We start from the raw sequence: 13,325 nt of genomic DNA, 5'->3' as shown, positions 1-13,325 counted from the left end.
TGGTGAACTGCGCTTCGGCCAGCTTGCCGACCGCCCAGCGCGGCGCGCCGCCCGTGGCGCCCAGCGGGATGGCCCCCTTGGCGTCGATCTTGATGGCTCCGGCCGCTTTCAGCATCCAGTGGGCGGCCTGCAGCAGGCGCGCCTGTTCCTGGGTGTTGAGGGAGTCCGGATCCTTCACGGCGTTTTCCAGGCGGGTCTGAAGGCCGCGGGCCAGTTCGACGTCGCCGGCCTCATAGGCCAGGGCCACCACGGCGGCCACGTCGCGCAACGGGCTTTGATACCAGTCGCTGTCGTCGCGGAAGCCGAGCGAGCGGGCGGCCTGACGCATCGCCGAGCGGGCGCGCGCCTTGTCGCCCATCAAGGCCAGACCGGCGCCGACCTGGGCCTTGGCCAGCGGCGAGGCCTCGTTCTTCATCTGCACGTCGTGCCACCAGCGCAGGCGGGCGAGATCGCCGCGTCCGCCCTTGGCCAGCACATAGAGCGCATAGGCCGAGGCGCGGCTGCGCATCCGCTCTGTCGCCTTCTTGGAGGCTTCGGGCGAGCCGGCCCACGACTGCGGATATTCCATCCGGTAGGAGACCGAGGCCCAGCCCTCAGGCCGCGAGACTTGGCGCATGGCCGACAGCGCGCGGTCGATGGCTTCTTGCGGCACCGGCGCGCCGGCCTTCTGCGCCTCAAGCATGAAGTCGGTGACGTAGGCGCCGAGCCAGGGATCGGCCTCGCCGTCGCCGACCCGCCAGAGGCCGAAGGCTCCGTCCAGGGTCTGGCGATCCAGCAGCCGTCCGACCGCGCCGCCCAGCGCCGCCGACGACCGCTTGACCTTCGGGTCGTTCGACACTTCCGCCGCATAGAGCAGTGGATAGGCGGCCGACACTGTCTGTTCGGTGCAGCCGAACGGATAGCGCGACAGGGCCACCGCGATGGGGCCAGGATCGAACCCACGGAACGGCGAGTAGCTGATCTGCAGGGTCGTATCGCCGGCCGCCAGTCCAGCCAGCAGGCCCGGCGCCGGGGTATAGGCCGCGCCCGGCTGTTGCAGTTCATAGGTCGTGCGGGTGATCGGGCTCCAGCCCAGCCGCGTCTGGATCGGATAGTCGCGGGCGGTGGAGAAGCCGGGGCCGGTGACCTTGAAGCCGATCTTGCCGATGCCGGCGCGGGTGGGAGCGTTGAACGCGATCCGCTCGGCGATCCGTTGGCCGAGCGCCAGTTCGAAGGCCTTGCGGAACGGCGCGATGACGCCGCCTTGCGAGGTCAGTTCGGCGATGTAAGAGCCGACCTTACCCTCCAGGTTGTGCAGTTCCAGGGTCGCGAACGCCTTGTCGCCGGGCGCCAGGAAGCGGGGCAAGGCGAGTTCGGTCACCACCGGCTCGCGCACCGTGAGCGGCTTGGACGCCGAGCCGACCGCGGTGTCGGTCCAGGCCACCGCCATCAGTCGCAGTTCGCCGTTGAACTCCGGGGCTGGCAGTTTGATCACCGCCTTGCCGTCCATGCCGGTCTCGACAACGCCCGACCACAGGGCGACGGTCTTGATCGGTGTGACCGTAAGGCCCTCGCCGCCGATGCCGTCCGCGCCGAAGTTCACATTGGCCGGCGCGCCTAGGTTGGGATCGAGCAGGCGGCCATAGTCGTCGCGGTAGTTGAGCGTCAGCGCCCGCTTGCCGAAGTACCATTTCACCGGATCGGGGCTCTGGAACTTGGTGAGCTGCAGGATGCCCTCGTCCACGGCCGCCAGGGTCACCCGCGCCCGACCGCCGAAGCCGGCGCCCTTGATGGTGATCGGGATCTCCAGCATGGCCTTGGAGTCGACCTTGGCCGGGGTGTTCAGCTCGACGCTCAGCTTCCGGTCCTTGGGATCGAGCGGCACATAGACCAGGCCGAGCGCCCGGCGCGGCTTGGGCGAGGCGACCGGGTCGCGCGGCTGTACGACGCTGACCAGCACATAGGCCCCGCCGCCCCAGGCGGCGCTGGTCTTCAGACGCACGGTCGCGCCGTCCTTGCCGACAGTGACGGTCTTGAAGTCGATCAGCCGGTCGGTGGCGACCGCGATCTGGGCCTCGCCGGCATAGGGCGGTTTGAGGGTGATCTCGACGGTGACGCCCTGGGCGTAGGCCTTGGTCCCGGCGCTGACGCGCACGAAGTCCGGCGCCTCGACGTCCTTGGCGGGCGAACCCCAGCCGGAGGCGAAGCGGATGACGCTCTTGGCGCCGCCGGGGCCTGTCAGCTCCAGGCGATAGTCGCCCCAGCCGAGGCGGCGCGAGATGCGCGCGGGCTGGCTGGCGGCGATGTTCATCGTGCCCCGCGCCACGACCACGTCGCGGCTGGTGCGTCGCCATTGCCAGCGGCCGTCCTGCTGGAACCAGTCATAGTCCCAGTTCTCGGCGATCAGATTGTAGCTGACGCCAATGGCGGCGATGCGTTGGCCCGTGGCGTTGGCGGCGATCAGGTCAACGGAGATCGTCGGGTCGCCACCGGCCGGGGCGTCACCCTGATCGATCTTGGCGCCCAGATAGACGGGTTTGGTGCGGACCTTGAGGTTCAGCCCTTCGCGCACCGGCCGGCCGCCGGGCTCGAAGACACTGGCGGTGAACACGGCCAGCAGCGGCTGTGGCGTGTCGCCGGCCGCCTCTGATGAGAGCGCCAGGATCGCGCGGCCGTCGCCGTCGGTGACGGTTTGGCCCAGCTCCAGGAACTTCTCCTCGAACGGCTGGCGCTGGTCGCCCCACTGATAGCCCTCGAACTGCGGGAATGGGTTGGGATCGACACGCAGCCGCGCCTCGCCCTGGGTCTGCAGTCCGGCCCCGGCCGCCCCGTAGAGGAAGCGGGCGGTGACGTCGATCTTGCGGGTTTCGCCGCCCTTGAGCGGGACCTGCTCCTGGCCGACGGCGGTGACCGCCAATCGCTGGGGGGCGAAGTCCTCGACCGAGAACGAGATGTCGCCGGCCGGCTTGTCCAGGCCGTCGATTTCCAGCCGCGCGCTCCAGCGGCCACGCGGCGCGCTCTTGGGCAGGGCGATGTCGGTGGCGATCGCGCCCAGCGGCGCCTTGTCGAAGGCGTAGCGCTTGAACTCCACGCCCGAGGGGCGGCGAACCACGATGACGCCCTTGCGGTCTTTCACCGCCTTGGCCTCGCGGTCGCGCAGCAGGGCGTTCAGGCGGACCGTCTCGCCAGGGCGATAGATGCCGCGGTCGGTATAGAGATAGCCGTCCACCGCCGAGGCGACCGAGCGGCCCGAGGTGCCGGCCGCTTCGTCGGTGCGCCCGCCGATGCCTTGCTTCGACAGGTCCACCGGCGCGCGGTCCAGGTCCAGCACCGCCAGGTCGCCGTCAGCGCCATAGGCCATCACCATCTTGGCGTCGGCCGCGCCTTCGCCATCGAGCAGGGGGCGATCGAAGCGCACGCGGCCTTGGGCGTCACTGCGCGCCTCGGCCAAGTCCTCGCCGTTGCGGGCCACCAGCGCCACGCGGACGCCGGGCATGACCTTGGCGGTCTTCAGCGAGCGGACCACGACGTCCAGCGCCTCGGAGCCGTCATAGGCCAGCAGGGCCATGTCGGTGAACACCACCCAGCGGCGGGCCTGGGCGGGGGGATTGGGGTCATAGCTGTCGCCGTCGCCGGTCTTGATCGCGCGGCCGCCGGAGCCGTCGCGGACCTTGATCACATAGGCGCCGGGCTTCATCTCCTTTAGCACCGCGCCGAGCGGGAACACGGTGGTGGTGCGCTCGCCTGCGCCCTGCGTGGTGACGGGTAGCTCGCCTTTCCAGACCACGCGGCCTTCGTCGTCCGGGCTGTCAGAGCCGTAATCGTCGGGGTACTGGCCCTCGCCGGTGGGATCGGGGGCGCTGATCGACTTGCGGACCAGGTTGCGATCGACCACACGCCAGACCTCGACCTGCAGGCGACTGACATTGACGGTCTCAATGCCGATGCCGTCGGCGTCTTCGCGCGGCAGGATCACGCCCTCGCCGGCAAAGCCGACATAGGGCGGCTTGTCGCCAAAGGTGAAGTCGATGTCGGCGTTGGCGGCCAGGGTCTCGCCGCCCTTGGCGGGCAGGCCCTTGAGCAGGGTGACGCGGCGGTCGGTGAAGCCGGTCCCGGCCACGCAAAGCTCGGCGCCCTTTACCGAGACGGCGGGGCTGGAGCCTAGGTCGGGCGAGACCAGTACGAAGTCGGCGTAGGACTTCGACGGATCGAGCGGCCGGGTCAGTTCCACGCAGGCCTGCGGCTCGGCACGGCTGGTGTCGATGCGGTGGCGCCAGACGGCGAAGCCTTCGGGCTTGGGGATGCCGCGACGGGCGGCGCCGGCCGCGCGCGGCTTGCCGAACAACGACCAGCCCTGGGCGCCGGGCTCCAGCTTGGCGCTGGCCTCGGGCTTGCCGAACGACAGGCCATCGAAGCCCTTGGCCGCCAGCACGCCGCCGCCGAAGGCCGCGACCAACAGGCCGGCCGCCAGCAGCCCCGGCACCCGGCTGGCGCGAACCTTCGTCCACCAGTTTTGGCGAGGCGTCTGCGCGCCAGCGGTCGGCGTTTCGTCGCTCGGCATAGGCCCCTCTCGACTGACAGTCTGTCGCAGTCCTGATGGGACTTGAACAACGCCTCGTGTCAATCGACGGTGGCGTTATTGGCGGGTTTAGGCAGCCTGCGGGCTAGGCCCGAACCCCGCTCCATTCGTTCCCTAGGCTCTTGTGACGGGGATCCACAAGCATGGCGCGCCCAAGTGTCACCGCAGGGCCAGGGTCAGGGCTTTCACTTGCAGGTAGTCGTCTATCCCATAGGTCGAGCCTTCACGTCCGAACCCCGACTGCTTGACCCCGCCAAACGGATTAGCGGCGTTGGAGATCAGGCCTGAATTGATCCCGACGATGCCGGCCTCGATGGCCCGGCCCACCCGCATGGCGCGGTTCAGGTCGTCGGAGAACAGGAAGGCCGCCAACCCGAATTCCGAGGCGTTGGCGCGGGTGATAGCCTCTTCCTCGGTGTCGAAAGTGAAGACCGGAACCAGCGGGCCAAAGGTCTCCTCGTGGCGGAACAGTTCGTCGTCGCCGCCGGCGATCACGGTGGGTTGGAAGAAACGGCCCTCAAGGCGCTGGCCGCCGGTCAGCACCTTGCCGCCCGTCGCTACGGTGCGGGCGATGTGGTCTTCAACCTTTGTCACGCCTTTCTCGTCGATCAGCGGCCCAATATCTGTGTGAGGAGCGAAAGGATCGCCGACCTTCAGCGCCGCGACCCTAGCGGTCAGCCTCTCCAGATAGGCGTCCTTGATCCCCGCCTGCACATAGACTCGGTTGGGACAGACGCAGGTCTGGCCGCCGGCCCGGAACTTGCCGGCCACCGTGCCACTGACCGCCACCTCCAGGTCGGCGTCGTCGAACACCAGCAGCGGCGCGGCCCCGCCTAGCTCCATCGACATGCGCTTCAGGGTGGGCGCGCACTGAGCGGCGAGCTTGCGGCCGACTGATGTTGAGCCGGTGAAGGAGAGCTTGCGGATCAGCGCCGAGCCGGTCAGCGCGCCGCCGACCACGTCCTGCTCGCCGCTGACGACTGAGAAGCAGCCCTCGGGAACGCCGGCCTCCAACGCCAGGGCGGCCAGGGCCAGGGCCGTGAACGGGGTGGCCGAGGCCGGCTTCAGCACCACCGGGCAACCGGCGCAGAAAGCAGCTGCGGCCTTGCGGGTGATCATGGCGGCGGGGAAATTCCAGGGAGTGATCGCGGCGACCGGTCCGACCGGCTGCCGGAACGCCAGGATCAGGTCCTCGCCGTTCGAGCTCTCGATGGCCTTGCCGTCCAGGCGTTCGGCCATTCCGGCGAACCAGCTGATGAACGAGTTGGCGTAACGGATCTCGCCTAGGGCTTCCTTCCAGGGCTTGCCGTTCTCCAGACTGATCAGGGCCGCGAGGCCGTCCTCGTTCGCCGCGACAAGGGCGGCCCAGCGGTGGAGGATTTCGCCCCGCGTCTTGCCCTTGGTCCGGGCCCACGCGGGGAAGGCGACGGCGGCGGCTTCGATGGCCTGATCGACCTGCATGGCGGACAGCTTCGGTACCCGTCCGAGCCGCGAACCGTCGGTGGGATTTTGCACGGCGATGGCGGCGTCACCGGCGGCGATCCATTGGCCGTCGACCAGCGCCGCCTCGCGGATCAGCGCCCGGCCCAGCGCCTTCAGGTGGTCCACAGGCGGTTGATCTGACATTGGAATTCCTCCATCGACGCTCGCCCGACTATTAGCGCGAGGGGCTGCAATAGGCTCCGATCAACTTTTTCGTGTTGCGGCGCACTTTCCGCAACGCTTGACTCGGGTGGGCGTTGTGGGTGTCATTGAAGCGACATACTGCAGTGCAGCATAGATTTGTGGAGGCGCTTATGACGGATTTTCCGTTCGCCTACTCCCTCGCTCACGCCGAATCCGGCTGGGCCTGGCGGATCTTCGACGAGGAGGGCGAGACCGTCGCCCAGGGCCTCGACCTGAGCCAATCGGCCGCCCAGGCGGCGGTTGAGAGCGCGATCCGTATGGCGGCCTCGGAAGCCCGCGCCTAACCACGAACCTTGACGGTAACCCTGGCTGACGCTCCTTTGCGGGCAGCGCGGCGCATGCCGCATTCTCCGCTCAGGGACGTTTCTTGTTATGAAATCCCAATTGCTGGCCGCCACGGCGGTCGCTTTGCTGGTCTTCGCGCCAGCCTATGCCCAGGGCTCCAAGCCCACGGCCGCAGAGGCCAAGGCGTTCGTCGACAAGGCCGAGGCCGAACTGGCGGCCTTCAGCCCCTACGTCAATCGCTCGTCCTGGGTGCGCGCCACCAACATTACCGAGGACACCCAGTGGCTGGAAGCCAAGGCGACCAGCGAGCAGAACGCGCTGGCCACCAGCTACGCCATGCAGGCGGCCAAGTACAACGGGGTCGCGGTCGATCCGGTCACCGCGCGGAAGCTGAAGCTGCTGAAGCTCTACCTGGTCTCGCCGGCTCCCGACCGTCCCGGTGCGGCGGCGGAGCTGGCGACCCTGACCACCCGCATGGATTCCACCTATTCCAGCGGCAAGTTTCAGCACAAGGGCAAGACCCTGACGCTCAACGACGCCGAGGAAATCCTGGCCGATAGCCGTGATCCGGCCGAGTTGAAAGCGGTGTGGGAGGGGTGGCATTCGATCGCCAAGCCGATCAAGCCCGACTACGTGAAGTTCGCCGCGCTCTCCAATGAAGGCGCGCGGGGCTTGGGCTTCAAGGACACTGGCGCCTTGTGGCGCTCCAACTACGACATGGATCCCGACGCCTTCGCGGCCGAGACTGACCGGCTGTGGAAGCAGGTCGAGCCCTTCTACAAAAACCTGCACTGCTACGTGCGCGCTCAGCTCAACGACAAGTACGGCGACGCCGTGCAAAAGCGCACCGGTCCGATCCGCGCCGACCTGCTGGGCAACATGTGGGCGCAGCAGTGGGGCAACATCTACGACGTCGTGCAGCCCAAGGGCGCCGCGTCCAGCTACAGCCTGGACAAGCTGCTGGTGGCCAAGGGCTATGACCCGATCAAGATGGTGAAGACCGGAGAGAACTTCTATTCGTCGGTGGGGATGAGCCCGTTGCCGGAGACCTTCTGGCGGCGCTCGATGATCACTCGCCCGCGCGACCGTGAAGTCGTCTGCCACGCCTCGGCATGGAACATCGACGACCGCGACGACATCCGCATCAAGATGTGCACCAAGGTCAATGGAGAGGACTTCTACACCGTCCACCATGAGCTGGGGCACAACTACTACCAGCGCGCCTACAAGGATCAGCCGTTCCTGTTCAAGAACGGTGCGAACGACGGCTTCCACGAAGCGATCGGCGACTTCGTCGGCCTGTCGGCGCTAACCCCGACCTATCTCCAGCAGATCGGACTGCTCGACCAGGCCCCGGGCGCCGACGAGGACATTCCGTTCCTGATGAAGATGGCGCTCGACAAGATCGCCTTCCTGCCGTTCGGCCTGATGGTCGACCGCTGGCGCTGGGAGGTGTTCTCCGGCGAGGTGACGCCGGACCACTACAACGACGCTTGGTTGAAGCTGCGTCTGAAGTACCAGGGCCTGGCCCCGCCCGGTGATCGTCCGGCCGACGCGTTCGATCCGGGCGCGAAGTACCATGTGCCTGGGAACACGCCTTACACCCGCTACTTCCTGGCCCACATCTATCAGTTCCAGTTCCACCGCGCGGCCTGCCAGCAGATCGGCTGGAAGGGGCCGCTGCATCGCTGCTCGGTCTATGGCGAGAAAGAGATGGGCCAGAAGTTCAACGCCATGCTGGAAATGGGCGCCTCGAAGCCCTGGCCTGAAGCCTTGGCCACTTTCACGGGCGAAAAGACCGCTGACGCCAGCGCAGTGGCTGAATACTTCCAGCCGTTGAATGCTTGGCTGACCGTCCAGAACAAGGGCGAAAACTGCGGCTGGTAAGGCCGTGACGGCGTCGGATAGGGATTAAGCTATGCCTTAACCTTGTCTGGCGCCGCTTCCTTTACCGTGCCCTGCCAAATTCCCGGAGATTCCTCAAAAGGGGGCCGGGCGTGGACACCAAAATCAATCGAGTTGAGTGGCTGCTGTCGCGCCTGAAGGCGCGAATGCATGCCAAGTTCAAAGCCGGCCTGCGCGACGAGCGCGGCGCGGCGGCGGTCTTCTTCGCGGTCGGCCTGCTATTGTTGGCGCCCGCGGCCCTCGGCTTGGTCGATGTCTATTTGGCCACCACCAAGCGCGCCGAACTGCAGGACGCCCTAGACACTGCGACGCTCTACGCCGCCCGGTCGGAGAAGATAACCGACGCGGGGCTAAAGGAGGTGGGCGAAGCTGCGCTATTGACGAACTTGAGGCTGCCGAACGAGAGTTTTGTCTCCTCGGATTTCAAGCTCGGGGCGGACAAGATCACCGTCACTGGCACCGCGACGATTGAAGCGCCAGGCATAGGTCCGAAGATCTGGGACCGAACACTGAAGGCCAGTTCGGAAGTCCTGCGCAATTCGAACAATGTCGAAGTCGCCTTGGTGCTCGATACGACCGGGTCGATGAAAGACAACATGGCCAACCTGCGCAGCGCGGCCAACGATCTGGTCACCCTGGTCATCAAGGAACAGCAGACCCCGTTCTACACGAAGGTCGCCCTGGTTCCTTACGCCGTCGGCGTGAAGGTCGGGTCCTTCGCTGACGCCGCACGCGGTGCGCTGGTGGGCGCGACGGCGATCACCGCGGTGGAGAGGACGAGTCTTGGCAACAACAATTGGCGCATCGATGTCACCAGCACCAAGCATGGCCTGACGACGGGGGACCGAGTTCTCCTGCAAAATATGGGCGTTTCCGTTGGCAGCAACAGCATCAACAACAAGGAGTATGTTGTCACCTGGCAGACGAACGACAAGTTCTCGCTCAATGGTCTTTCAGGGTCGGTCAGTGGGACTTTGAGGTCCGACGCCGGTGCGCAATGCTTGAAAGAGGGCTGCCGGAAGTACAGCCTGCAAAACGCCAGCAACAACTTGGTGACGTTCGACAGCACGCAATGTGTCAGCGAGCGGGTGGGAGGCGAGGCCTATACGGACGCCGCGCCGAGCGTCGCGCATGTGGGGCGTCTTTATCAGCCGGCGAGCAACCCCAACAACCCGTGCGCGTCAGCTGAGATCATGCCGCTGACCGCCAATAAAGCTCTGCTGAAGCAGCGGATCGATGGCCTGACGGATTCGAGTTCCACCGCCGGCCAGATCGGTCTGGCGTGGGGCTGGTACATGGTGTCGCCGGAGTGGGGGCCATTCGTGAGTACCGCCAGCGCCGATAGCGTGCCGGCGCCCTACAACAAGCCCCAGACGTTGAAGGTGGTCATCCTGATGACGGACGGCGCGTTCAACACCCCCTACTGCAAGGGCGTGATCGCGTCCGACGCCGGGACGGGCAGCGGCAACGCCGCTGACCACATCAAGTGCACCGCGACCAACGGCGAGCCCTTCGCTCAGGCCGACCAGCTCTGCAGGAACATCAAGGCCAAGGGCGTCTTCGTCTACACCGTCGGCTTTAACGTCGGCAGCGACGCCAAGGTCAAGAAGCTCATGAGCGACTGCGCGACGTCGCCTGAGTACGTCTATATGCCGGCCAACGGCACGCAGTTGAAGGTGGCGTTCCGGGCGATCGCCCAGGACATCAATTCGTTGCGGATCTCGAAATAGCAGGTCGGCGCGCCGGGGATCCCGGCGCGCCGATCTTGTATCAGCCGGTCTGTTCGGGGGACTCGCCCCGTTCGGCCAGCTCGGCCTGGGCGGCGAGCTTGCGCAGGCTTTCCTCGTGGCCCTCGCGGGTGATGCGGTAGAGCGAGACACAGAGGATGGCCGCGCCGTAGAGCGCCGCCAGGACCACCAGGTAGACCCCGCCCAGATTGTTGACGATGTCCTGGCCGACCTGGCCAGGCTTGGCGTCCTGCGGGAAGCCGATGGCCAGCAGGATCATCGCCGAGGCGAAGATCCCCACGCCGGAGACCGCCTTGGAGACGAAGGCGGCGGCGGAAAAGAACAGGCCTTCCGAGCGCCGGCCGGTGCGCAGTTCGCTATCTTCAACCACGTCGGCGATCATCGAGGAGATCAGGATGGCCGAGGTGATCGTGAAGGCGGTCGACAGCGCGGTCTGGACGAAGAGCAACGGCAGCAGCAAGGGGTCGCCATTCTGCGGGAACAGGCCCAGCAGTCGCAGGCTGATCGGGGTGAAGGCGATCACGAAGGCCAGGACCTTGGTGATCTGGGCGGCGGTCTTCTTGCCCAGGCGCTTTGAGAGCGGGGCGGCCAGGGCGAAGGCCAGGATGGCGGAGATGAAGTTCGCCATCGCCAGGATGGCGATCTGCCCTGATGGAAGCTGCCAGAAATAGGTGTTGAAGTAGAGGCTGAGCGACAGCACCAGGCCGCCGGCCATGGCGTTGAACAGACCAGCGCCCATCAGCACCAGGAAGGACTTGTGGGTCAGGGTGCCGAACATCTCCTTGGCCAGTTGGCCCAGCGAGATCTTGCGCTGGGGCGGCATCTTGAAGTTGGCGATGTGGCGATGGGTGCCCAGCGACGAAACGATGATCGCCACGAACATGACCGCCGAGGCGACCAGGGCGTAGGTCTGGTAGCCGGCGCGGTTGAGCTGCCCGATGGGGTTCTCGGCGTCAGGCGTCAGGAAGACCTTCAGCGCCAGGACGGTCATCACCAGCCCGCCGAACCAGCCGAAGAAGTGGCGATAGGCCAGGACCTTGGTGCGCTCGTCGTAGTCGCTGGTCAGCTCCGGCGCGAGGGCGGCCGAGGGAATCTCGTACATGGTGATGAAGCTGCGGATGATCACCGCGACGACGATCAGATAGACGAACAGCGCCCCGTGCGACCAGTCCTGCGGCGGATTCCAGAGCAGTAGGTAGGATGCGGCCACCGGAAGGGCGGCGGCGTACATGAACGGGTGGCGACGTCCCCAGCGCGAACGCCAGTTGTCCGAAACCTGGCCCATGATCGGGTCCAGCAGGCTGTCGAACAGCAGGGCGATCATGATCGCAAGACCCACGGTCGCCGAGGGCAGGCCGACCACCTGATTGTAGAAAATCAGCAGGAGGTAGGAAAAGCCTTGGTCCTTCACCCCGAAGGCGATGGAGCCAACCCCGTAGAAAAGCTTGGTGGGGATGCTGAGTTTCCCCGGTGTTTGAGCTTTGGGTACGGCTTCGGCCACGGCGTTTCCTCGGGATGGTTTCCTGATTTGTAGACGCGACCGGCTAGCCGAGGGAAGCGGAAGGTTTCGAGCGTCCTATTCCGCCATGCTCCCCGCCGCGTTCAGGGTCGCGACGTTCTGCTCATGGATGTCCTTGTCGATCTTGTAGAACAACAGGACCAGGATCGAGAGCGTGTTCACCGCGAAGGTCAGCGGCAGATAGATCAGCGCCAGGCGCCGCATCACTTCCGGGGGCGCGGACCCGGCCGCCGCGTCGATCGGGAAGGCGACGACCGTCAGCAGGACGCCGCTCAGGAAGACCCCGATCCCGGCCGTGAACTTCGGCAGCAGGCCGTTGGCGGCGAACAGCAGGCCCTCGGAGCGCACGCCGGTGGCCACGGCGGCGTCCTCGACCACATCGGCGATCATCGAGGAAATGATGATAAAGCCGCCGATGGCCAGGGTGGTGGCGACGAAGGCGTCGGTCCAGAGGATCGCGAACACCCAGGGCGAGCCGTTGAGCGGCATCAGCCCGAGCAGTCGAAACAGGATGGGCAGAGCCGCGGTGGTGGTGGCGACTCCGAACAGGCCGATCATCGCATGCTTCTTGCCCCAGGCCCTGGACGCCGGCCCGGTGATGGCGATGCCGGCGAACGACGCCAGCACCGAGGCCAGGGCGAGGAAGGATATGTGCGAAGCCGTCAGGCCCCAGAACTCCAGATAGAAATATTGGCTCAGCGCGCCGGTCATGCCCGTGGCGATCCCCGAGCAGAGGCCGGAGACCATCACCACCACCAGCGAGCGGTTGGACAGGGTGCCGCCGATCTCGCGCAGCAATTGGGACAGCTTGACCTGGCGCTGGGGCGGGACGGCCAGGCGCGGAATGTGGTGGTGGGTGCCGATGGCCGAAACCAGGATCGAAACCGCCATGACGACGGCCGCAAGGACGCCGTAGTGGCCGTAGGCTTCGCGGTTCAGGATCCCGCCGTTCTGGGGACTGAGGAAGAACTGGTAGAGCACCACGTTCATGCCAAAGCCGCCGATCACGCCGAAGAAGAACCGGTAGCTGAACAGGCTGGTGCGTTGGTGATAGTCGCTGGTCAGTTCGGGGGCGAGCGCCTGGCTCGGCACCTCGTAGAGGCTGACGCAGATGCGCAGCAGGGCCAGCATGCCGATCAGGTAGGCGCCGAGCGCCTCCTTGGGCCAGTCGGCCGGCGCGTTCCAGAAGCCGATACAGGCCGCCGCCACCAGCGGCGCGGAGGCGTACATGAACGGGTGGCGGCGGCCCCACTTCGTCCGCAGCTTGTCCGACCATTGGCCGACCGCAGGGTCAATGAGGGCGTCGAGCATCAGGGTTAGCATGATCGCCGTCCCGACCCACAGGGCCGGCAGGCCGATCACCCGGTTGAGATAGGGTTGCAGCACCGCCGACGACAGACCGAGGGTCGAGACCCCGAAGGCCACCGAACCAACGCCGTAGAAGGTCTTTGCGCGAACGCTGAGTCGCGCGCCTGATCCATCGGCGGAGTCCGCCGCTTGAGCCTTGCCCATCTCATCCTCCCCAGGTGAGTCAGGGGTCGAGGTCTTCGCCTTGATCTCCTGACCTTCGAATATTCGGTATGAATTCGATCCTGGCAAGCAGTTCGATGAGCGGAGTTCGCCG

Annotated in this window: 7 protein-coding genes; 3 read left to right on the top strand and 4 right to left on the bottom strand. The window is 66.3% G+C overall.

Annotated elements, in window-relative coordinates; genetic code table 11:
• Positions 1-4,540: alpha-2-macroglobulin (locus Q7T84_RS18995; RefSeq protein ID WP_304812090.1), on the bottom strand; the 4,540-nt coding region annotated here is incomplete at its 3' end.
• 177 nt (positions 4,541-4,717) lie between these two features.
• A complete protein-coding gene (locus Q7T84_RS18990; RefSeq protein ID WP_304812088.1) occupies positions 4,718-6,184 on the bottom strand; it encodes an NAD-dependent succinate-semialdehyde dehydrogenase in 1,467 nt (488 codons plus the stop codon).
• Positions 6,185-6,354: 170 nt separating this feature from the next.
• Between Q7T84_RS18990 and Q7T84_RS18985 the strand changes: the two genes are divergently transcribed.
• The 3 genes from Q7T84_RS18985 (at position 6,355) to Q7T84_RS18975 (ending at position 10,164) form a co-directional block, all read left to right on the top strand.
• Positions 6,355-6,528: a hypothetical protein gene (locus Q7T84_RS18985; RefSeq protein ID WP_304812087.1), complete on the top strand. Its 174-nt coding sequence runs from the start codon at positions 6,355-6,357 to the stop codon at positions 6,526-6,528.
• Positions 6,529-6,616: 88 nt separating this feature from the next.
• Positions 6,617-8,416 carry a M2 family metallopeptidase gene (locus tag Q7T84_RS18980; protein WP_304812084.1) on the top strand — a complete coding sequence of 600 codons (1,800 nt, stop codon included), beginning with the start codon at positions 6,617-6,619 and terminating at the stop codon, positions 8,414-8,416.
• Positions 8,417-8,526: 110 nt separating this feature from the next.
• Positions 8,527-10,164, top strand: a complete 1,638-nt coding sequence (locus Q7T84_RS18975) for a pilus assembly protein (RefSeq protein ID WP_304812081.1) — start codon at positions 8,527-8,529, stop codon at positions 10,162-10,164.
• A 40-nt stretch (positions 10,165-10,204) separates the two neighbouring features.
• On the opposite strand, the gene Q7T84_RS18970 is transcribed toward Q7T84_RS18975, so the two are convergent.
• Together Q7T84_RS18970 and Q7T84_RS18965 are read right to left on the bottom strand one after the other, a co-directional pair.
• Complete coding sequence (locus Q7T84_RS18970) at positions 10,205-11,683, bottom strand: MFS transporter (protein WP_304812078.1); 1,479 nt, start codon at positions 11,681-11,683, stop codon at positions 10,205-10,207.
• Positions 11,684-11,758: 75 nt separating this feature from the next.
• Positions 11,759-13,213 (bottom strand): MFS transporter, encoded by a 1,455-nt coding sequence (locus Q7T84_RS18965; RefSeq protein ID WP_304812076.1) that lies wholly within the window; start codon positions 13,211-13,213, stop codon positions 11,759-11,761.
• Between the last annotated feature and the right edge of the window lie 112 nt (positions 13,214-13,325).

It is taken from the genome of Phenylobacterium sp., assembly GCF_030654915.1.
Classification (GTDB): domain Bacteria; phylum Pseudomonadota; class Alphaproteobacteria; order Caulobacterales; family Caulobacteraceae; genus Phenylobacterium.
Note: the sequence above shows the minus strand (reverse complement) of the source record. Positions and strands in the feature narration are given on the sequence as shown.